Below are 21,964 nucleotides of genomic sequence, written 5' to 3'. Positions count from 1 at the left end.
AAAAAGCGCGGCAATCGCCGCGCTGTCTATTCGGTATAAGTCATCATGGTCGCGCCAACCGCGCGCATCGACGACTAATATCGTGCCGTAACGCTCACGCCGCTAAAGGCGGTATAACCATTTAGCATGACATGATAACGACCCTTCTGGGTGCTCTGCACGGTGCACACTTCACTGTTACCATAGTTGTATGGACGACAGTCCCAGCTCGATAGCGTAGGTTTGGCGCCATAGCGAACATATAAGTCTGCATCACCCGACCCTCCGCTGATATTCACGCTAAGGCGCTGACCGGCTTCTACATCCACGTAGAAAAAGCGTTGCGCACCTTGCCCACCAGAGATGCCCGTGACCGGCTGACCATTTTTAAGCTTATCTTTAGGATCCGGCGTTGGACCACAATCTGGCTCACAGCTACTGTCAGCTTGGCTATAGAGCAATTTGTTAACCGTTCCGCGCGTGTCACTAATCTTACCCACACTGGCACGGTTGCTAATCAAGCTTGCTACTTGTGCAGGAGATAGGTTGCTGTTTTCTTGCAAATATAAAGCCGCCACGCCCGCAACATGAGGGGTCGCCATCGAAGTCCCGCTGATGGTGCGGTAGCCACCGTCATACCACGCTGACTTGATTTGAGAGCCCGGTGCGAACACATCGACACAGCTGCCCCAGTTTGAGAAGCTTGAGCGGCTATCGCTGCTGGTGGTAGAGCCCACGGTGACACCGCTTGGCTCACGGGCCGGTGAGCTGTTACATGCATCGGCATTGGAATTCCCTGCTGCCAACATAAAGCTCACACCCGATTGCACGGCACTGGCAACCGCTCTATCCAGTGCGGTTGATACACCGCCACCCAAGCTCATATTTGCCACTGACGGTCCACTGGCATTGGYTGCCACCCAGTCAACCCCGCCAATCACGCCGGACGTTGAACCTGAGCCGCTACAACTAAGGACTCTCACCCCAACGATGTCGACATTTTTGGCGACACCATATTGGCTTCCCCCGATAGTACCGGCCACATGGGTACCATGACCGTTACAGTCTGAGGCGTCATTGTCGTTATCAACAAAATCATAGCCAGAGCGAGCACGACCGCCGAACTCAACATGTGACGTTGTCACGCCAGTATCAATGACATACGCCGTCACACCTGTACCATCAAAGTTGGTACTGTAATTATTATCCAAAGGCAAGTTACGTTGATCAATGCGATCCAACCCCCAAACTGGATTGCTCTGGTTCGCGTTTGGGGTGATTACCGGGTCCAAGGAAATCGTTTTATCTTGTTCGATAAAATCAACTTGTGAATCCATGCGTAGCGCACGCAATTGCTCTGGTGTTAATTTGGCCACGAAACCACTCAGCGAGCGATCAAACACTTTCTCAACCTTAACCGCATGTTGGTTGACCATGCTGGAAACCGTTTGCTGTGTGAAGGTTTTTAACGCTTGTGGATCATCACTGAGTGTCATTGGTTGCTTAAACACCACAATGTATTGGTCCTCAATACCCTGCTTGTCTGATGCAACCACTAATGGAGCTAGCGTTTGCTGCTGAGCAATCGCTTGTTTACCGTCCTCTTGTTTTGCGAGCACAGAGGGTGAAGCAGTCACGAGTGCAGATGCGATACAGCAGCTAAGAACATGCTTTAACATATTGTATTCCTTACAATGGTTAAACGTAGAAAGTCATAATTGCCTACAAAAAACAACAAGCACGCTTATAAAGCTATGCATCAAAAAGCATTTTTTCTGCAGTGGGATTTGCTTTATTTGAGTAATCAATCAGCATTATTGACTATATTATTATTTACAATTTATTTAACTTTTTGTTTACAGTGAAAATTCGCACGCTCGATGCAGATCTTTATGTCTCACATGTCAGACAAATTAGATCTATTATTTTTGACATGATGCACAAATGAGATGAAATCTGATTCATTCTCGTATACAGAGAGTGAGCATTACCCAACAAAAAAGCCAGCGGCTAAGCGCTGGCGAAGAAAAAGGTAACAACTTGATTTAGAGAGGGTTAGTTTGGTTCTTCATGAATTAATACGCCGCCTTCGAGCGCGCCCACAAGAACATTGGGGACACTTGCGTCTTCAGACGTCACTGCAACACGTGTACCGGGACCAATCGCAGAGATAGGAGCTGCCATCATAAGAGGACCCAGCTCCTTGTCGTAGCACAACTTCCATGATGGTGCAGCGGCGGCGTGATCATTGGCGTAAAGTCGACATTTGTTTCTGTCCGGATCAATTAAACAATCCAGCCCATACTCAATGTCATCATAAAAAAACGACCATTGATAGTAGCCTGCATTAACACTGCAGGGCGTCTTGATAAAGCTTAAGGCCTCATTGGTGTCTTGAGTCAGCGTCAGGAAACGCTGCGCATCCGGCACCATCGCTAAATAGCCTAACGATTGTCCGTTAACATCGGCCACGGCGAGCTTTACTTCCTGCTCAACCATCGCGCGCTCATGATCGCCAATGTCTGGCAACATGGAATCGGGTTGTACTGAAAACGCCATTGTGTCGCTCCTTTGGTTGCTTCGCACCACTTTTAACAGTTATGTAACAACCAAAGATATAGATCAATTTCTCAGAAAAGTTTAGGCCGCTGCGCGGACAAACGATACTCCAAGCCATATCCTTCGAGACATCGCTCATTTCTCAAATAACGGCTTACACCTTGGTACAACAACGATTGCAGCCAATAAGAGACAGTATCCTGTCGCGCACAAAGCAATTAACAGCAGCAATGTCCAGTCTGCAACACCATTAAGCATGGAAAGTGATGAACCGGTTAGAGGTGGCGCACTGAGAGCAACAACAACACCAATGACACCACAAAAAAAGAGGGAACGCTTAGCGCTATCTAACGAAAACCGACGGAAAACGATCGCCGCCAGGACAGGCATAGCCACCAGTAATAGCAACCACATCCAGTAAGGAGAAAGAGAGTATAAGAATACAGTAATTACGGCATCAAGCGTCATGACGTGCACCTCCGTTATATTTTACCATCAAGCATTGCTTGATAGGCCGGTAGCAACATTTGCTCTTTCATTACCCAAGCCATCCAGGTTTCTTCTGTTGGACTAATAAAAGGAAACGAAGGCAGCAATGTCCCGCCATAACCAAATTCGGCTAATATTGCTTTACCAAACCCCGTGATAAGTGGGCAGGATGTGTAACCATTAAATTCAGCCTCCAAGGGCTTATCGTTTAGATAACTAATAATATTGGCTTCAACAACCGGTACTTGCTTTTTCACACTCGCGGCCGTTTTCGATAGCGGAATACCGGTCACATCACCAACCCCAAAGACGTAAGGAAACCTTGGGTGCTGCAACGTATATTGATCCGCCGCCATCCACTCGCCTTGATGAGGACCTTGGTCCCAAATAAGGTCGCTATGCTTAACCACATCAGGAGCACTCATTGGTGGGACAACGTGAATGTAATCATATTCTTCTTCTATCGTCTGGCCCGTGCCTAAAAGCGAGAAACGTGCTTGTTTATGCTCAGCATCAATTCCAATTAACTTCTTCTCGTCAGCAATCTCGACACCCTGCTCGCTAAAGCGTTTCATCACAAAGTCGTTATAAACAGGAATAGAGAACAAACGCTCTTTAAACGGTGTGGTAAAGCTCACATCAAACGCCTGACGGTGACCGCTTTGTTCAAGACGAGCAAGCGAGGTAAACGTCATTTTGAGTGGAGCACCTGCACACTTAATAGGTGTATCCGCCAATGTGAAAATGGCTTTGCCCTCTCCCTTATCCATAAACTGCTTAAAAGCCATATCAGTGGCTTGTGCACCTGCCGGGCCGGGATAAACGCTCCCAATACCACGCTGACCCACGAGAGACTCCTCCATCCCCTCTATGAGGTGATAGTTCAACTGCGTACCCATAGCGACAACTAGTATGTCGAAGCTGAGCTTGACACCATCCTCGAGTTCAACTTGCTTCTCATGTGGCATCAGGGATACAGCATTCTGTTGATGCCAGCGAATACCTGTTGAGAGCCACTCCTCCGTCGTGGAGATAAGCTGTGACGCTTTCCAAAGGCCGGAAGCGACCAACGTTTGTCCAGGTTGATACAAGTGCTGTTTTCTTGCGCCTACTAGACTGATGTTTCTTGCCGGGAGACGCTGCGCTAATCGATTAGCGAGTGCGATACCTGCCGCGCCATTTCCCACAATGATAATCTTGGCTTGGCTTTGTGCGCGAGAAGGTACGCTGACAGGAAGCATGGTGAGGGCGCCGGCTCCCGCCAGTAATTTAAGAAAATGACGGCGTTCTGAAATAGAATTCGAACGTACCATAAGCTAACCAACATTAAGTAAGTAATAACTTAATTAGTAGTTAACAAATAATGTATGCGCAATATCTCCAAGCATAAATTTGAAACCAATAGGCTATTACCGCATCAGCCACCAGCGCATTAAGCGTTTGTACCAGCGGTTGTACGGCGGTTTGACTAAAAAGCTGGTGTCCCATTTATCGCGGGTGAGGACGGTTTTACTGTGGCTAAAGGTGTAAAAGCCTTCAATACCGTGGTAATGCCCCATGCCGGAATCGCCAATGCCGCCAAAAGGCGCATCTTCGGCAGCAACATGAAACAAGGTTTCATTAATCCCCATCCCGCCGGCGTGAAGCTGTGTGGTGACTTGCGTGCGTTTCTTCGCATCATTGCTCATCAAATACAAAGCGAGCGGTCGCGGGCGCGCCTGAATATAACTCAACGCCTCAGAGAAATCTTGATAGGTAACCACAGGCAGAAGCGGACCAAAAATCTCTTCTTGCATCACCCGCATATCATCGGTGACTTGGGTCAACAACTGGGTCGGCCAACGTCTTTTTTCTGCGGTCGGCATGGTTTGCTGGTCGAGTGCACACCAACGACGCGCTCCCTTATCAAGGGCATCTTGGAGCGTTTCTTGTAGCCGTGTCGCTTGAGTTTGATTAATGATCTGGCYGTAATCCGGATTGGTTTCAAAGTCAGGGTATAGAGCTCGAAATGCCCGTTGATAGGCGTGGATAAAGGCCTCTTGGCGATGCTCAGGGCAAAGCACATAATCGGGAGCAACACATATCTGCCCGGCGTTTAAACACTTACCATAAATGAGCCGCGACACAGCGATATCCATGTCAATCTGATCATCAATAATCACCGGTGACTTGCCTCCCAATTCGAGGGTCACTGGTGTCAAATTATCGGCTGCAGACAGCATGACTTGTCTTCCAACCTGGGTTGAGCCGGTAAAAAAGAGGTGGTCGAACTCTAACTCGGTAAAACGGCGTGATACTTCAACTTCCCCTTCAATCACAGCCACTTCAGTTGGGCTAAACACCTCAGCGATTAACGCGCGTAATACTCGATTGGTGTTAGGCGTGAACTCCGAAAGCTTAAGCATTACGCGATTGCCGGCCGCCACCGCGCAAATCAGCGGACTCACGGCCAGCATGATCGGAAAATTCCAAGGCACGATAATCCCAACTACGCCTTTGGGTTGTTGATGCACCACTAATTGCGTTCCCAGCAGAGTTATCCCGGTACGCCGCTTTTGCGGCTTCATCCATCGTTTTAAACGACGACGGGTGTAATCAATCTGGTGTAGCAGAGGCAGAATGTCGGCTATTTCCGTATCAACGGGCGCTCGATAGCCATAATCATCACTCAAGGCTTGTTGTAACGCAGACGATTTTTGCTTGATGGCCTGACGCAAGCGCAGTAGCGCATCTCGCCGATGAGGGTAATCTAAAAATGGTACTTGAGAGGCCTGCGCTTTCTGCGCGTCGAACGTCTCGCGCATCGTTCTCACATCTTCCAACCATTGAGATCCTGACTCCGTCATTCGTGTCTCCTGATTATCAACATTACTGCCCTCATCACTCATTGATGACACAGCCAACCCTTTCACGCAATAGCACGTGCTCCTCCATAACGAGTGTTCACTTTCACATCACTCAATAAAACAGATCGATATCATGATAATGATCACAATAGATCTTATTTTTCCTTATTTTTTGTGAGGGATAACGAAAACGCAACAAAAAGTAACACGCATTTCACGACTCGGCTAWAACATACGCCTCGCCTAATAAATAAGACAATAAGGTCCACTCACTTAAACAGCCTGAGTGGGAGTCATCACTGTCCCGACAACATACCAATGAGCCAATTAAAACGATGAAACGATCCCAAGACATTACCGATGCAGTTGGCAAAACCTTCTCGATCCGTGTCAATGGCGAGACGGTTCCTGCCATCGCTGGAGAAAGCGTGCTAAGYACCTTGCTTGCGAGCAATATCCGTGCGCTATCTAAAAATGATTATGGCCGATTAGCGAGTGCCTATTGCGGCATGGGCGTGTGTCATTGCTGCACGCTGGAAATCAACGGCCGCCATAAACAACGTGCGTGCCAAGTCGCCGTTCAGCCGGATATGGATGTCCGCACTGAAGCCAACATTGTAGTTGAGAGCAAGGATCTTGAACGCAGTACCGTCGAGCAAGGAGAAACCCATGTCTAAACCTGTTGTTATTGTTGGTGCTGGACCTGCCGGCTTGTCTGCCGCGGTCACACTGGCCAAGCACAAGGTTGCCAGTATTATTGTTGATGAAGCGCCCAAACCCGGTGGCGTCGTCTACCGTGGTCCGTGGCGAGATGCTGACGCGCTGCCTCACTTGGATGACAAATGGAAGGCCACTTCACAATCCCTGCGCGAACAATATCGCCAGCATCAGGATTTGATTGACCTACGTAGTTTGACACGGGTACTGGGGCCAATGGCGGATCAACACCTCCTCACTGCTCATGAAGACACGCTATCAACGATTGACTATGAGCAGTTGATCCTCGCCACCGGTTGCCAAGAGCGCAGCATTCCCTTTCCCGGCTGGGATATGCCTGGGGTGATGCTTCTCGGGGGTATCCAACTTCAAATAAAAAGCGGCTTGGTGCGTCCCGGTCACCGCTGCGTGATCACCGGCACAGGGCCTTTGCTCGTCTTGGTTGCTTGTCAGCTTCACAAAGCCGGTTGTGATATCGCGGGTATCTATGAAGCGGCGCCATTCAAAGACTTGGCACGTGAAACACTCGCCCTCCTCAACCGTCCACAGCTCGCGCTAGATGGCCTCTCGATGATGATGTATCTCAAACGCCACCATATCCCGATGCATTACGGTTGGGGCGTAGTCAAAGCCTCGGGTGACCCCCAAGTCGAGCACGTCACGGTAGCCCCCTACAGTAAAGACTGGCACCCAGATGTTAGCCGTGCTGAAACCATAAATGCTGATTTGCTTGGTGTGGGTTACGGCTTTGCGGCACGCTCTCAGCTTGCGCAACTAATGGGACTAGATATGCAGTACGATCACATGAGCGGGGCGATCCCCGTGGTGGACGAGTGGCAACGAGCCAGTGTCGACAATGTTTACTGCGCCGGTGATACCGTGAAATTTGCCGGCGCAGAAGCCGCCATGTTGGAAGGAAAGATTGCGGCGTACTCCGCACTGAAGGCACGCAATATTTCAATGCCTAATCTTGACAATGAGTTTAAGGCTCTACGTCATCAGCTCGAAAAGAGCTACCGTTTCCGTAAAGGCTTTGATACGGCAGGCTACCGTCGCCCAGGCCTGCTCAGTTTGCCGGAAAAAGACACAGTGATCTGTCGCTGCGAGCAAGTGAAAAAGGCGGACATTGATAACGCCATCAATCAAGGCGTCAAGGATGTGATTACGTTGAAAATGCGTACCCGCGTTACCATGGGTGACTGCCAAGGAAAAACCTGTGCGCACTACTGCTACGACCGACTCAATGAGAGCACGACGTCGCCTCAGCCTTTGATTCGCCCTCGATTCCCACTCGACCCTATTCCTTTTGCTGCGTTGGAGGATGACGCATGAAACAGTACGACATCGTAATTTGTGGCGGCGGCGTGATCGGCGCATCGGTGGCTTACCATTTAAGCCGCGAGCGCGACTTATCCATCGCGGTTGTCGATTATAAATACCCCGGAAACGCCTCACGTGCGTCAGCCGGTGGCCTATGGGCGATGGGCGAGTCAACCGGCCTTGGTTGCGGCGTTATCCTGTTTAAAACCCTTTCTAAGCAGATGCAAGAAAGCGGCGAAGGTGGATCACCAGAGATCAAACCGCACATTATGCCCAAACCCTTCTTCGATATGGCGATGCTGTCTAACCAGCTCTATCCGGCATTGTATGATGACCTGATGACGCATCACGGTGTGGACTTTAAGTTTGAGCGTACCGGTCTGAAGTTTGTCATGTTTGATAAATACGACAAACTCTATGCCGAGCACATTGCGGCAGCCATACCTGATCGCCAAGAGCATGTCCGCTGGGTGTCTCAAGAAGACCTTCACGCACAAGAGCCTAACGTGTCGCGCGCTGCCATTGGTGCGATGGAGTTTGAGGGGGATCACCAAATCAACCCCTATCGCCTCAACGAGGCCTATTTGGAAGCAGCACGGCAAAACGGTGTCGAGCTATATCTCAATACCAAAGTTACGGGTGTGGTGAGACAAGGTAACCGCGTTGTCGCGGTTGAAACAGAAAACGGCAAGCTAGGTTGTGGCACCATGATTAACGCGGGTGGCGCATGGGCGGAAAAACTTAGCTTGTGGGCGACGGGCATGCCAATGCCTGTCTTCCCAGTCAAAGGCCAAGTGATCGTCTCCGAGAAGCTACCGAAGCTTTTAAATGGTTGTTTAACCACCAGTGATTGTTACATCGCTCAAAAAGATAACGGCGAAGTCTTGATTGGCTCAACCACCGAAGAGCGTGGTYTTGATACCACCACAGACATCAAGTACATCAAGCAGCTGGCACAAGGCGCCATGAAGTCTATCCCCGAGCTGAAAAAGATGAATATCAAGCGCTGCTGGGCAGGCTTGCGTCCGGGCTCACCTGATGAACTGCCAATTCTTGGTGCAGTGCCGGGTATTGACGGTTACCTCAATGCATGTGGGCATTTCCGTACCGGTATGTTGACCTCTGCCATCACCGGAAAGGTGATGAACGAAGTGGTACGTGGTCTACCAACGACCATTGATCTTGAACCCTTCTCCTACACGCGCTTCTTGAATGACCAAGGAAAAATGATCGGTAACTATCATCTTGAAGTCGCGTTACCTTAATTCCAATTACATGGACCCAACCACTAAAGCCTGCCTCAGTGCAGGCTTTTTTTGTTACTAAGCTGTAACTTAGCGCTGATTTCCAAGCCGAATTTAGCGTGATAGACCACAGAACGCCGTTCGATTATTTGGCAAATATTGTCGCTTTATTGATCACAGGCTTATACTGGATTTATCGCTGTGTTTGTCAGCAATCTTCGCTGTTATCGATAGGAAATGTGGTAGGCATGAACGACGAGCCATCAAAAAACGCAATACTGACGGAAAGTGGCACTAACGAGCTCGAGATCATCGAGTTTCACCTTATGAAACAACTTCCGGACGGCAGTACAAAAACCTGTTACTACGGGATTAACGTCGCCAAAGTCCGTGAAGTTATTCAAGTGCCTGAAACAACCGATTATCCCAATGCACAGCCTCACATGATTGGCGTGTTTTCTTCTCGTGAAAAACTCACTCCCTTGATTGATCTCGCAGGCTGGCTAGGGGTGCCAACCCGCCCAGAAAAAGACAACAAGTTTGTGATTGTCACCGACTTTAACAACATGACGAATGGGTTTTTGATCGACAGTATTAGTCGCATTCACCGTATCTCGTGGGAAGCGGTGGAGTCACCCAGTCAATTCCTAGAAGCTGGAGAACAAGACTGTGTGGTTGCGGTGGTTCGCAAAAACAACAACCTCATCATGATTCTTGACTTTGAAAAAATCATCGCCGACATCAACCCCGAGTTGAGCATGGAAAAATATGACGTGACCCAAGACCGCAGCGTCAATATTTCCGAAACCAGTGCGAAAAAGCGAGAAGCAAAAACCGTATTGGTGGTTGATGATTCTGCCTTTATCCGCAGCCTGATCGAAAATACGCTACGTTCAGCGGGCTACAATATTTTGTCTGCGAAAGACGGTGGCGAAGCCTTTGAGAAGCTGATGGAGTTTGAGAAAATTGCGAAAGAAGAAGGTGTGGCGATCACTGAATTTGTGGATGCCATTATCTCAGATGTCGAAATGCCACGCATGGATGGTATGCACTTGGTCAAGCGCTTGCGTGAACAAGACACCTACAAAACCATGCCTATCGTGATGTTCTCCTCCATCATGAGTGAAGACAACCGCGCTAAAGCCTTACAGCTTGGTGCCAATGACACCATTACCAAGCCAGAAATTGGTCGCATGGTCGGACTGGCAGATAAGTATATCTTTGGTGCCCCACTCGACGATTGATAACGCGAGTACTCGCCTACCACGCCCGTGGCTCTCACCGCAACAAAAAAAGGCTGCCGTCAAGGCAGCCTTTTGATTATTCAATTAATTCAAAGGTTAGTGGCTTGTGATCCGCTATGCGACTGATAACGTCGGCCATTGAAATAGGCCTTTGCGGCTTGGTTTACCTTCGGCGCCAACAGTAGGCCAGAGACCATGGTCGGCACCGCCATCAATCCGTACGCTCCGATCAAGAACAAGAACACCACATCTAGCGACACCACTGCCCCCAGCACGACCAGTGAGAGATACAGATACTTGTAGTACTGGCCGGCTTTTTCACCGAACAAATACACAAAGCACTTATAGCCGTAATACCAGAAGGTAAAGACGGTGGTAAAAGAGAGGATCAGCACTTGTGCCGCTAGCAACCACGCGCCTGGTGCACCAAACGCCGCTTTGAAAGCCGCCATGGTCAAACTCACGCCTTGCATGCCCTCAGCTTGATCGAGCACACCAGTGACGAGAATGACTAAGGCGGTACAGCTACAAACAATTAAGGTATCGATGATAGGACCCAAGCTCGCCACCAAACCTTCACGCACAGGCTCATTGGTTTTCGCCGCACTGTGTGCCATGACTTCAGTGCCAATCCCTGCCTCATTAGAAAAGGCACCACGACTCACACCGATGATGATCACACTTAGTACTCCACCAAACATCGCATCCGGTGAAAACGCACTGGTAAATATAGACTGGAACACACCGGGTACACGTTCCGCATTGAGCGCCAACGCGGCTATCGCCATGACCATATAGCTTCCCGCCATCAAAGGCACCAAAGCCCCAGCGACGTCAGCGACACGCTTAAGGCCACCCCAAATCACCATGCCGACGAACACGGCGAGAACAATGCCCATTCCCCACGAGAAGGCACTGCTCTCTAACCAAGCGACCCCCGGAAACAGTTGAGTTTGCACCACAGCGCCGAGTTGGTTGATCTGAAATGACGGCACAAATCCCATCAAACCTGCAATGGCAAACATCACCGCCAACCATTTAAACTTCGGGCCCAACCCATGCTGAACCGTATACATGGGGCCACCGTGTACATTTCCCTTGGCGTCTTTGTGGCGGTACATGACTCCCAGTGTGCAGGTGTAGAACTTAGTCGATACCCCCAGTAACGCGGTAAGCCACATCCAAAAAACCGCCCCCGGTCCCCCCGCACTCAGCGCCAACGCGACACCCGCGATATTGCCAAGACCTAGCGTACCGGACAGTGCTGCCGCTAAGGCTTTGCGATGAGATAAATCACCATGACCGCTGCCATCATCCACTTTACCGGTTAATAGCTTGACGCTATGCGCCATATAACGAAAAGGTGTGAGCTTTCCGTATAGGGTGAAAAACAATCCGCCACCGACCAGTAAGATCAGCATCGGTTTTCCCCAAATAAAGCCTACAAAGGCATTAATCCATTCTTCAATCATGTCTCGCATCCTTTCTTGATGCTTGGCTAATTACTTTGCTCTCTAGACTCCGGCCTAGTCGATGCACGCCAACCAGCAAAATAATTAGACCATAAAGCAATAAATTCTTACTGGCGTGACTAAAAACCCATCCAAACTACGGCGAAATCCGTAATTTCGCGACAAAAACCCGGCCAATACGTGACTTATATCTCATTAGCAATGCACTGAGGTGAATAATTACCGTAGCACTTTGATTTGAACACAAATAAATAAACCGACCCGCACCTAACCAAAGCAACACGGGCACAAAACGTTTAACCTTACTTTTCGCCGGTGTTTAGCCCCAGTGCCATTCGCTATACTTCGCGCGTCTTTTGAACCCACAATCCATGCACTGGATTTACGCTCCAGCCAGCAAGAGGAAACAACATGTCCGCCTACGTTATTTGTGCGCTTTATAAGTTCGTCACCCTTGATGACTACCAAGATCTTCGTACCCCGCTGCAAGAGGTGATGGAAAAAAACCAAGTGCGCGGCACGCTACTGCTCGCTAAAGAAGGGATTAACGGCACCGTCGCCGCCCGCCGCGAAGGCATTGATGCCCTGTTTGCTTGGTTTAAAAACGATGCTCGCCTTGCGGACATTGACTACAAAGAGTCTTTTGAAGACAGCCAACCTTTCAATCGCACCAAGGTAAAGCTGAAAAAAGAAATCGTCACCATGGGTGTTGAGGGGATTGATCCTCGCCATACAGTCGGTACCTACGTGAAGCCGACGGAATGGAACGATCTGATTAGCGATCCTGAGGTGCTGGTCATTGATACACGGAACGACTACGAAATTGAAATCGGGACCTTTGAGCGCGCGGTTAACCCTCACACCGAAAGCTTCCGTGATTTTCCCGATTATGTAGAAAAGCACCTCGATCCAAGCAAGCATAAAAAAGTCGCCATGTTCTGTACCGGTGGCATTCGGTGCGAAAAATCAACGGCCTTTTTGAAGGAAAAAGGCTTTGACGAGGTCTATCACTTAGAAGGTGGGATCCTAAAATACCTCGAAGAAGTGCCTGAGAGTAAGAGTCTTTGGAATGGCGAGTGCTATGTGTTTGATGGCCGCGTGGCGGTAAATCATTCGCTCGAGAAAGGATCGTACGCCATGTGTAATGCATGCCGCCTACCGATCACCAAAGCCGATATGGAAAGCGAACACTATGAGCAAGGCGTATCCTGTCCGAAATGCTATGACAAACACACCGAGGAGCAGAAAGCGCGTTTTCGTGAGCGCGAACGCCAAGTGCAACTGGCTCGCGAGCGTGGAGAGCAACATGTGGGCGGCGAAGCAAAACATATCATCGAAGCGCGGCGTGCGATGAGAAAGCAAAAGAAACAAGCACAGAAGAAAGACGTTTAATCAGTCCATAACTGATACGAGACTTTACACGGCACGCAATGGTAGCGTGCCGTTTTCGTTTCTATCTCCTCTCCTGCTAAGCTATAGTCGTCATTGGCGATACCTAAGCGAATCATACCGATACGCACACGGATGGCCTGCAAGGAGAACATGTGATCGTTGGCCCACTCTACGCGCTCATCGGCGCTGCGCTCGTTTTAGTGACGGTTTGGACACCTTGGCTTGCTCTCGATGTGCTGCTGCTTTGGAGTGGCATCGCCTTTATTGCCGTCAGTTTTGCATACTGGCGTAATCAACCGCGCCTTTTTCGCAAGCGATACACTGGCCAACTCCCAACCCTCATCCATGGACTATTTGCGCCATTTTTCGTTTGCACGCACCTTTATAATCGCTGGGCACGTCATCGTGATACCGAGCCTGCTATTCAAAAAATTGCATCCGGGCTTTATGTTGGCGCGCGGCTGACGCGTCACGATCTGAACTACATTCAAACTCAAGGCATTGGCGGCATTTTGGACGTGACCGCTGAATTCGAGAGCTTAAACAGTTTTAGCGAGACCCGTGAAATCAGTTACCTCTCGGTGCCTGTCCTCGATCATGCGTATCCTTCCCGTAGCCAATTGATGCGAGCGTTGCAGTGGATCCATCAGCAACGCATGCGTGGCGAGACCGTGGTGGTGCACTGTGCGTTAGGCCGTGGTCGCTCTGTGATGGTGGCTGCGGCATATTTATGGGCCCTAGAGCCGGACAAAAACCTCAACAGCGTACTAAACAGCATCCGCTCAATACGTCCCAAAGCTCAGCTTAATCGGCGCCAATTTCGGGCACTATCACGCTTCCAGCAAGACGGTGCATTAAGACTTGATCGACCCATTGCTTGGATTATCGCCAACCCAGCAGCGGGTGGTGGTAAGTGGCAAAAGCACAAACGGTATATTCAAGACTATTTAGGCGAAGGCTATCGCGTGGTGGTCCATCATACTCGCCACAATCGACGTACCTATCAACTTGCGTGTCGCGCCGTGGCACACCATGCCGATGTCGTGATTGCCGCAGGCGGGGATGGCACAGTCAATGCGGTAGCGCGTGCGCTGGTCAACACCGACACGCCGCTCGGGGTACTGCCCCTTGGCACCGCCAATGCGCTTTGTCATGCACTTTGGGGGATCAAATCGAAATTCCTCAGCATTGATGCCGCTTGTGAGGTGATTCTCGATGGCATCCCTAATCGCATCGACACCGCACGTTGCAATGGCCGTGTCGCGTTATTGGTTGTAGGTGTTGGCTTTGAGCAACAAATGATCCGCTATGCGGCGCGTGAACAAAAAAACCAAAGTGGGCAATGGGCCTATTTGCAAGGGTTACTGGGTGCGGCAAACCAAAATGCCAAAATGACCTTATCGATTCGTATCGATAAGCAGCCGTCTCAAACCATTGAAACCACCAGCATGGTCATTGCCAATGCCGCCCCAATGACAACCTTACTTGCCCAAGGCCGTGGTCAACCGAATCACGCGGAWGGCAAGCTCGACGTCACTTGGTTGACCCCATCGGCAACCAAGACTGGTGCGGTTCTCTCGCTCGCTGAGCTCGCCCTTACCAGCTTACTCGATACACCCGTCRGTCGCTTCACACATCACCAACAGGCGACCCATGTCGCCGTGCGCTTTCCGCATACCACCGACTATGTCATCGATGGGGAAATTTATCGCGACCGCAAGCTCGACATTCGTATTCAGCCGCGATCGCTATCGATCCTTTCTCCCGCTGTTGAGGACGAAGAGACTGAGTGATACTGATTCAGTTTGTTGTATAGCGTTTTCGGACTAATGCCAAGCACTTCAGCCGTGCGCGTTTTATTGCCATCACAACGTGCCAAGGTTTGGGTAATCGCTATACGCTCTAGCGCGTCTAACGTCAGCGATTCGGGTAACATGATCGCCGTCGATGAGTTGGTAGGCGTGATCACCGCTTGCGGTAAGTCATCGGGCAAAATCGTCTCAGCACAAAGCAAATAGCCATGCTCAATCGCATGCTTGAGTTCGCGAACATTGCCGGGCCAACGGTGGGCATTTAAGCGTTTTATCGCTTGAGGGTCGATCCCCTTCTGGGTGTGGAATTGATGATTGAGTTCGGCCAAAAAATGGGTCGTCAGTGCTTCAATGTCTCCCTCTCTCTCCCGAAGGGGTGGCACATTGACCACAAACTGAGCTAAGCGATAGTAGATATCTTCACGCAATCGTGAGGATGCGATTGCTTGTTGTGGGTCGCGGTTAGTCGCCGCGACAAGACGAACATTGGCGCGTTGATTGTGTGTCGAGCCCACTGGGCGATATTCTCCGGACTCCAACACACGTAGCAACTTTACCTGTAGCGCTTGTGGCATTTCGGTGATTTCATCAAGAAAGACGGTGCCGCCTTCCGCTTGATGAAAAATACCCGCGTGATCTTGGTGTGCCCCTGTAAATGCGCCTTTCACATGACCAAACAACTCGCTCTCTATCAACTCAGGGCTTAGTGCCCCGCAGTTAATCGCCATAAAGGGGGCGTTAGGGTCACAACCTAATCGATGTAAGGTTTTCGCAACATGCTCTTTACCCACCCCACTCTCGCCAACAATCAATACGTTAGCACCGGTTGGACCCAGCCGTTTTAAGACTCGATACAAATGCCGCATGGGCGATGAACTGCCGAGCAAGTATCCGAACTGGTTCGCTTGACTCGTCAATATCGGTTTAGTCGCTCGACAAGATTGTCCTTGCTGCATCAGCGTGTCATCGATGAACGCCTGAATCAACTCGGGATCCACGGGCCGCCGAAAAACCGTCGCGACACATTGTTGCGCCTTGGCATTCCAGTCGGGATGCGGGTCCCCGCGGCTGAGTAAAAGCCACTCGGTGTCAGGCGATTGTTCCATCCGTTGCCAGATAAGCTCCGCATCGTCTCCCAATTCATCAAGATCACACACCACCAGATCCGCAGGCGCGGCTTGCCACGCCCGAACTCCCTGCTTAACGTCCGTAACTCGTGTGGTGTCGGCATCTGCCTGACGCAATATGTCGCTCATCCAGTTTATATCTTGCTCGCTTAACAAAAGAGCGACAGAAATCCGAGACATCACCGAGCCTCCTTGATGGGTGTTTGGTTACCGTGCCATAGGCGGACGGCTCTCTCAACAATGAAAGTCATTTTTACAGGTTTATCTGTAAAAATTACAGATCCATTGACTTGAATCTCAGCAAGCAAAAACAAAAACTATTTATTTTTCAGGTAATTGAAATGTTGGCATGGCCTTCGCAATAGATTCTTTCAGCAACACCACGAGGTTGCTCAAATTCATCAAATAAGGAGGGTTCAATGAAGACGACTCTGCAAGGTCGATTTCATCCTTTATTTGTCGCAATGGGGTTTGCACTTGCACTGGGTGCCACCAGCGCGCATGCAATCAGCAACAATCAATGGCAAGATCAAGCCAAAGACGCTTGGATTGACGGTAAAGCTGAAACCATGCTGTTGGTAAACACAAACCTCAATAATTTCGATATCGACACAGATGTAGAGCAAGGTGTGGTGATACTCACAGGTCAAGTGGATACTGAACTGGATAAAAGCTTGGCCAGTGGATTGGTCGAAAAAATAGACGGCGTGTCCGGGGTTAAAAACGAACTCACTGTCTCGCAACAAGCAAGCCAAGCCGCCGATCTCGGCCAGACCGTGGTCGATACCAAAATTGCGGCGTCACTGAAGACAAGTTTGCTACTCGACCCAGACATCAGCGGCACCAACATCGAAGTGTCTGTTGATGATGGCGTTGCCACACTCTCTGGCGAGGTGAGAAGCGATGCGGCCCGCGATTTAGCCATATTAATGGCGGAAAACGCACAAGACGTGGAACGTGTCGTTGATAATCTTGAAATTACCGGAAATGCATAAGCAATGACGTTAAGCGTCATCAAATGCCACTGACTTAACCGAGGAGGTGTTATGCGCCGCCAAGAGATGATTGATAAGTTCCATGAACGCTTACACAGCTGGAACCAAGAAATTGATAAACTTGAAGCAAAAGCTGATGTTGCCTCCGCGCATGCAAAAGCGGAATATCGCGAAACCATAGAGCATTTACGCGCCCGCAAAGCACAAGCGAAAACGCGCATCGATGAATTGCAAGATGCGAGCGATGAAGCATGGGATGAAATAAAACAAGGGGCAGAGCAAGCTCTCGGTTCGCTGAAAAGCGCCTATGACTCTGCCAAGCAGAAATTCTAATCTGCCATGAAAGCAATAAACGCCGCTCCTCGGGGGCGGCTTTTTTATGTCGCTATGTTAAGGTGAGCCTTGTTGAGGGCAAGGAGGAACAATCATGCAGGCTCCCGCACTGTTCATAGCGATTTTAAGCGTATTTGGCGCAATGTGTGCCATTCAATTTGGCGCTTCGTTTGCCAAACAGCTATTTCCTCTAGTGGGTCCTGTGGGCACATCAGCATTACGTGTCGGCTTTTCGGCATTGCTACTCTGCCTCGTCTTTCGGCCTTGGCGCCAATGGCCGCGAGGCCGACATTGGCGAGCCATCATCGTCTACGGCAGTTGTCTTGGCGGCATGATGTTACTGCTCTATCTAGCCATCGAACGGATCCCGCTTGGCATTGCGGTAGCACTTGAATTTACCGGCCCGTTGCTCGTGGCGTTGCTGTCCATTCGACGGGCGCGAGATAGTCTGTGGGTTATCTTAGCGGTGGGCGGGGTCATCACCCTCTTACCCGATCTTTCTGGTGTGGATGCACTTGATCCGATTGGCGTCGCCTACGCGCTTGCTGCGGGTGGCTGCTGGGCAGGCTACATCCTTTTTGGCCAAAAAGCAGGCAACCTTGCACCCGGTGGTGGTACGGTGGCATTGGGTATGAGTATTGCCGCTTTGTATCTGGTGCCAGCCGGTTATATCGCGACCGATGGCGCCATTTTGCAATGGCATTTATTGCCTTTAGGGATTGCTGTCGCGTTGATCTCTAGCGCCATCCCTTATTCGTTAGAGATGATTGCCCTTCGTAATATGCCAAAGCAAACCTTTAGTGTCATGATGAGCTTAGAGCCTGCCGTGGCAGCGATGGCGGGCTTGTTGGTGCTCGACGAACAGCTTGCGCTTCGTCAGTGGCTCGCCATTGGTATGGTGATCACCGCATCACTCGGCAGCACATTATCGGCAAGACGCTCACGCACCCATTAATTAAACAAATAGGCCAGCCGACAGGTGCGTAAACTAAAAAAGGTGCCGCCATGGCACCTTTTTCATCTTAGTTCGAGTCTTGTTGCAATCCAGCCGTGTTAGCTCGCTGCACTGAGCGGCACGGTACGCACACTGCCTCGCTGTTGCTCAATATAATCCGCAATCGCGGCTTGTTGTTCTTCGGAGAGATACAAGCCAAGTTTGGTACGACGCCATAATGCATCTTCGGCATGCTGAACAAACTCATACTTAATCAGATAGTTGAGCTCAGCCTGATACACACCGTCTGCAAATCGACGACCCATGTCCGCTTCGCTTTGACACCCAGCGAGCATTTGGTGTGTACGTGTGCCATAAGTATCTGCAAAACGTTGTGCCGTCACTTGCGCTAACCAAGGATAACGCTGCATAAACGATGCTGCCAACTGTTCGCGTGTGCAGCTAAAGTCGCCGCCCGGTAGCGCACCATTTGCGGTCCAAGGCTGACCCATCTTGTCAAAGAAAGGCGCCAGTTTGCGCATGGCTGACTCTGCCAACTTCCGATAAGTGGTGAGTTTACCACCGAAAATCGACACGAGCGGCGCTTGATTGCCCTGTTGCTCCAATTCAATGGTGTAATCTCGCGTGATCGCCTGCGGTGAATCAGACTCATCATCACACAATGGACGCACACCGCTATAGCTCCAAACGACATCGTCTCGAGATAACTGTTTGGTAAAGTGCTGGTTAACCACATCGACCAAGTAATCCACTTCGGCATCATCAATTTTCGCCGCACGCGGATCGGCTTTGTGCTCCACATCCGTGGTACCAATCAGCGAGAATTTATCCAGATAAGGGATCACAAACACAATGCGACCATCGTTGTTCTGCAAGATGTACGCCTGTGGGTCTTGATGAATGCGTGGCACCACAATGTGTGATCCTTTGATCATACGAATACCACGCGGTGATTTCTCGTGCAGGCTATCATCATAAAACTGCTTAACCCACGGGCCTGTCGCATTCACCAAGGCTTTCGCTTTACGCTCGAATCGCTCTCCCGTGTGGGTATCTTCTAAGGTGACACGCCAAATCGTATTCTCACGCTCTGCCGCGACCACTTGGCAATAGTTACGGACTTCGCCGCCTTTCTCGCGGGTGTATTGTGCATTTAGCAATGTCAGGCGCGCATCATCCACCCATGCATCCGAGTATTCGAAACCAATCTTCATTTCGTCTTTCATATACCCAGTTTTGGCCAGATTCACTTTATGGCTGCTGGGCAACGTAGAGCGTTTACCAAGATGGTCATAGAGAAACAGACCACAACGAATCATCCACGCGGGACGTAAATAGGAGCGGTGCGGCAAACGAAAGCGCATTGGGAAAGCAATGTGCGGCGCTTTGTTGATCAAGACTTCACGTTCGGCCAAGGCTTCAGACACAAGGCGAAACTCGTAGTGCTCTAGATAGCGCAAACCACCGTGGATTAGCTTAGAGCTTGCAGAAGACGTCGCTGACGCAAAATCTTTTGCGTCGTACAGGCCGACGTTCAGACCACGGCCTGCTGCATCGGCTGCGATACCCGCACCATTGATGCCTCCTCCGACGACCAGAATATCGAGTAAAGTTTCGTTATGAGTAGTTGGCGTAGTCATTGTTAGTCGACCTTGTTCCTTTTTGAGCGAACGAACATTTATTTATGGGTTTAACTGTATATCAACTTTCGTTTTCGGTCACTAAAAATGTTCGAAAAAAACCTATCGTCTGTGACTAATGTAGAATAATAGTTAACAGCCTGAATGATATGTAAACTAAATACCGGCCTATTACGTAGCGTCGAACGCATTTTGACGGGAAGGTTGTCTATATCAGTCTGTTTTTGTAGACGTTAAGGCATGCATGAGAATAGCGAATGAAATGATAAAAAAAGGGCGCGAATGCGCGCCCTTGAGGAGAGGTGACGAGGATTAATCTTCGTCTTCGTTGTGCAGCGACGCCCAAGCTTGCGCACATTTCACCGCGCGTTTCCAGCCACGATAGCGACGGTTACGTTTTTCTTCGTCTTGATGAGGCTCAAAGCTTCGATTCAGTTTCGCTTTGTCTTTTAGCTCGTCCAAGCCGTCCCAGAAGCCTACAGCCATACCGGCAAGATAAGCGGCACCCAGTGCGGTGACTTCAGTCACTTCAGGGCGATGCACTTCGGTATCCAAGACATCGGCTTGGAATTGCATCAGAAAGTCATTCGCCACCGCACCGCCATCAACGCGCAGTGCTGCAAGCTTGATCCCCGAATCTGCTTGCATCGCATCCAACACATCGCGTGTTTGATAAGCAATACTTTCCAAGGTAGCTCGGATAATATGGTTAGAGTTAACACCACGAGTTAAGCCAACGATAGTCCCTCGGGCATATGCGTCCCAGTATGGCGCGCCAAGACCGGTGAACGCAGGCACAACATAGACACCGTTTGACGTATCGACTTTGGTCGCGAAGTATTCAGAGTCATGAGCGTCTTCTAACACTTTTAGCTCATCACGGAGCCACTGAATCGAGGCACCGCCCATAAACACCGCCCCTTCTAACGCATAAGCAGGTTCGCCTTGTGGACCACATGCAACCGTCGTCAGCAAGCCGTGATTGGAAGTGACTTTTTCTTGACCAGTATTCATCAGCAAGAAACAGCCCGTCCCGTAGGTGTTTTTCGCTTGGCCAGCCTCAACGCACATCTGACCAAACAAGGCCGCTTGTTGGTCACCTGCAATGCCTGCAATCGGGATCCGCGTACCGCCTTTACCCCCGATGTTGGTTTGACCGTACACTTCGGAAGAGCGGCGTACTTCTGGCATCATTGATGCGGGAATACCCAGCTCATCCAACATTTTTTGGTCCCAACACATGTCGTTGATGTTAAACAACATGGTTCGAGAGGCGTTGGTATAGTCGGTAACATGAACACGGCCTTGCGTCATCTTCCAGACCAGCCAGGTATCAACGGTACCAAACAGCAACTTACCGGCTTCAGCGTCTTCACGGGCTCCTTCAACGTTGTCCAAGATCCACTTCACCTTGGTACCAGAGAAGTAAGGGTCAAGCACCAACCCCGTATTATCACGGATATAGGACTCAAGCCCACGACCACGCAACTCTTCGCAGATCTCAGCGGTACGACGACACTGCCAAACGATGGCGTTGTAGATAGGCTTGCCCGTTTCCTTATTCCATACCACCGTGGTCTCACGCTGGTTAGTAATACCGATACCGGCGATTTCATCACTGCGGATCCCGGTCTTACCTAAAACTTCAATCAGCGTTGAACTTTGCGTCGCGTAGATCTCCATTGGGTCGTGCTCAACCCAACCTGCTTGCGGGTAAATTTGGGTAAACTCGCGCTGAGAGACACCGACAATGTTCGCATCATGATCCATCACTACAGCGCGGGAGCTAGTGGTGCCTTGATCAAGGGCGACGATGTACTTTTGCTCAGACATAATATGAT

The 21,964-nt window shown here is 50.1% G+C and carries 19 protein-coding genes; 9 read left to right on the top strand and 10 right to left on the bottom strand.

Annotated features, from left to right (window positions below):
• Positions 1 to 74 precede the first annotated feature (74 nt).
• The 5 genes from BZG83_RS05010 to BZG83_RS04995 form a co-directional block, all read right to left on the bottom strand.
• Entirely contained in the window at positions 75 to 1,658 is a 1,584-nt protein-coding gene (locus BZG83_RS05010; RefSeq protein WP_077479594.1) for a S8 family peptidase, read from the bottom strand.
• 376 nt (positions 1,659 to 2,034) lie between these two features.
• On the bottom strand, positions 2,035 to 2,538 hold the full coding sequence (locus BZG83_RS05005) for a hypothetical protein (protein ID WP_077479593.1): 504 nt from the start codon (positions 2,536 to 2,538) through the stop codon (positions 2,035 to 2,037).
• A gap of 135 nt (positions 2,539 to 2,673) precedes the next feature.
• On the bottom strand, positions 2,674 to 3,006 hold the full coding sequence (locus tag BZG83_RS16645; RefSeq protein WP_131825050.1) for a hypothetical protein: 333 nt from the start codon (positions 3,004 to 3,006) through the stop codon (positions 2,674 to 2,676).
• A gap of 14 nt (positions 3,007 to 3,020) precedes the next feature.
• Positions 3,021 to 4,340, bottom strand: coding sequence for an NAD(P)/FAD-dependent oxidoreductase (locus BZG83_RS05000; protein WP_077479592.1), 1,320 nt, complete (start codon positions 4,338 to 4,340; stop codon positions 3,021 to 3,023).
• A gap of 96 nt (positions 4,341 to 4,436) precedes the next feature.
• A complete protein-coding gene (locus tag BZG83_RS04995; protein ID WP_077479591.1) occupies positions 4,437 to 5,873 on the bottom strand; it encodes a coniferyl aldehyde dehydrogenase in 1,437 nt (478 codons plus the stop codon).
• Between the two features lie 335 nt (positions 5,874 to 6,208).
• Between BZG83_RS04995 and BZG83_RS04990 the strand changes: the two genes are divergently transcribed.
• The 4 genes from BZG83_RS04990 to BZG83_RS04975 all read left to right on the top strand — a co-directional run bounded on the left by BZG83_RS04990 (position 6,209) and on the right by BZG83_RS04975 (position 10,398).
• Positions 6,209 to 6,550 (top strand): (2Fe-2S)-binding protein, encoded by a 342-nt coding sequence (locus tag BZG83_RS04990; protein ID WP_077479590.1) that lies wholly within the window; start codon positions 6,209 to 6,211, stop codon positions 6,548 to 6,550.
• Positions 6,543 to 7,922: an FAD/NAD(P)-dependent oxidoreductase gene (locus BZG83_RS04985; protein ID WP_077479589.1), complete on the top strand. Its 1,380-nt coding sequence runs from the start codon at positions 6,543 to 6,545 to the stop codon at positions 7,920 to 7,922. The genes BZG83_RS04990 and BZG83_RS04985 overlap by 8 nt, the downstream gene beginning before the upstream one ends.
• On the top strand, positions 7,919 to 9,175 hold the full coding sequence (locus tag BZG83_RS04980) for an NAD(P)/FAD-dependent oxidoreductase (protein WP_077479588.1): 1,257 nt from the start codon (positions 7,919 to 7,921) through the stop codon (positions 9,173 to 9,175). The genes BZG83_RS04985 and BZG83_RS04980 overlap by 4 nt, the downstream gene beginning before the upstream one ends.
• A gap of 227 nt (positions 9,176 to 9,402) precedes the next feature.
• The gene (locus tag BZG83_RS04975) at positions 9,403 to 10,398 is read left to right on the top strand and encodes a chemotaxis protein CheV (RefSeq protein WP_077479587.1); all 996 of its coding nucleotides are present in this window, start codon (positions 9,403 to 9,405) and stop codon (positions 10,396 to 10,398) included.
• A gap of 89 nt (positions 10,399 to 10,487) precedes the next feature.
• Here the strand turns inward: BZG83_RS04975 and BZG83_RS04970 are convergent, their stop codons facing one another.
• Positions 10,488 to 11,870, bottom strand: coding sequence for an alanine/glycine:cation symporter family protein (locus tag BZG83_RS04970; protein WP_198536715.1), 1,383 nt, complete (start codon positions 11,868 to 11,870; stop codon positions 10,488 to 10,490).
• Between the two features lie 411 nt (positions 11,871 to 12,281).
• Between BZG83_RS04970 and trhO the strand changes: the two genes are divergently transcribed.
• Positions 12,282 to 13,262: an oxygen-dependent tRNA uridine(34) hydroxylase TrhO gene (gene trhO / locus BZG83_RS04965; protein WP_077479586.1), complete on the top strand. Its 981-nt coding sequence runs from the start codon at positions 12,282 to 12,284 to the stop codon at positions 13,260 to 13,262.
• Here the strand turns inward: trhO and BZG83_RS16705 are convergent.
• Positions 13,259 to 13,414 (bottom strand): hypothetical protein, encoded by a 156-nt coding sequence (locus BZG83_RS16705; protein ID WP_158011471.1) that lies wholly within the window; start codon positions 13,412 to 13,414, stop codon positions 13,259 to 13,261. The genes trhO and BZG83_RS16705 overlap by 4 nt on opposite strands.
• Between BZG83_RS16705 and BZG83_RS04960 the strand changes: the two genes are divergently transcribed.
• The gene (locus BZG83_RS04960) at positions 13,415 to 15,055 is read left to right on the top strand and encodes a diacylglycerol kinase family protein (protein ID WP_158074933.1); all 1,641 of its coding nucleotides are present in this window, start codon (positions 13,415 to 13,417) and stop codon (positions 15,053 to 15,055) included.
• On the opposite strand, the gene BZG83_RS04955 is transcribed toward BZG83_RS04960, so the two are convergent.
• Positions 14,998 to 16,380: a sigma-54 interaction domain-containing protein gene (locus tag BZG83_RS04955; protein ID WP_108743601.1), complete on the bottom strand. Its 1,383-nt coding sequence runs from the start codon at positions 16,378 to 16,380 to the stop codon at positions 14,998 to 15,000. The genes BZG83_RS04960 and BZG83_RS04955 overlap by 58 nt on opposite strands.
• Positions 16,381 to 16,619: 239 nt before the next feature.
• Between BZG83_RS04955 and BZG83_RS04950 the strand changes: the two genes are divergently transcribed.
• The 3 genes from BZG83_RS04950 to BZG83_RS04940 all read left to right on the top strand — a co-directional run bounded on the left by BZG83_RS04950 (position 16,620) and on the right by BZG83_RS04940 (position 18,483).
• Complete coding sequence (locus tag BZG83_RS04950) at positions 16,620 to 17,195, top strand: BON domain-containing protein (RefSeq protein ID WP_108743602.1); 576 nt, start codon at positions 16,620 to 16,622, stop codon at positions 17,193 to 17,195.
• Between the two features lie 51 nt (positions 17,196 to 17,246).
• Positions 17,247 to 17,528: a hypothetical protein gene (locus BZG83_RS04945; RefSeq protein ID WP_069587494.1), complete on the top strand. Its 282-nt coding sequence runs from the start codon at positions 17,247 to 17,249 to the stop codon at positions 17,526 to 17,528.
• 94 nt (positions 17,529 to 17,622) lie between these two features.
• Positions 17,623 to 18,483 (top strand): EamA family transporter, encoded by an 861-nt coding sequence (locus tag BZG83_RS04940; protein ID WP_069587493.1) that lies wholly within the window; start codon positions 17,623 to 17,625, stop codon positions 18,481 to 18,483.
• Between the two features lie 98 nt (positions 18,484 to 18,581).
• Here the strand turns inward: BZG83_RS04940 and glpD are convergent, their stop codons facing one another.
• A complete protein-coding gene (gene glpD, locus BZG83_RS04935) occupies positions 18,582 to 20,123 on the bottom strand; it encodes a glycerol-3-phosphate dehydrogenase (protein ID WP_077479584.1) in 1,542 nt (513 codons plus the stop codon).
• Between the two features lie 312 nt (positions 20,124 to 20,435).
• Positions 20,436 to 21,956, bottom strand: a complete 1,521-nt coding sequence (gene glpK / locus BZG83_RS04930; protein ID WP_069587491.1) for a glycerol kinase GlpK — start codon at positions 21,954 to 21,956, stop codon at positions 20,436 to 20,438.
• Positions 21,957 to 21,964 lie beyond the last annotated feature (8 nt).

The sequence above is a fragment of the Salinivibrio sp. PR919 genome, assembly GCF_001995355.1.
In the GTDB taxonomy this organism is placed as follows: Bacteria; Pseudomonadota; Gammaproteobacteria; order Enterobacterales; family Vibrionaceae; genus Salinivibrio; species Salinivibrio proteolyticus.
Note: the sequence above shows the minus strand (reverse complement) of the source record. Positions and strands in the feature narration are given on the sequence as shown.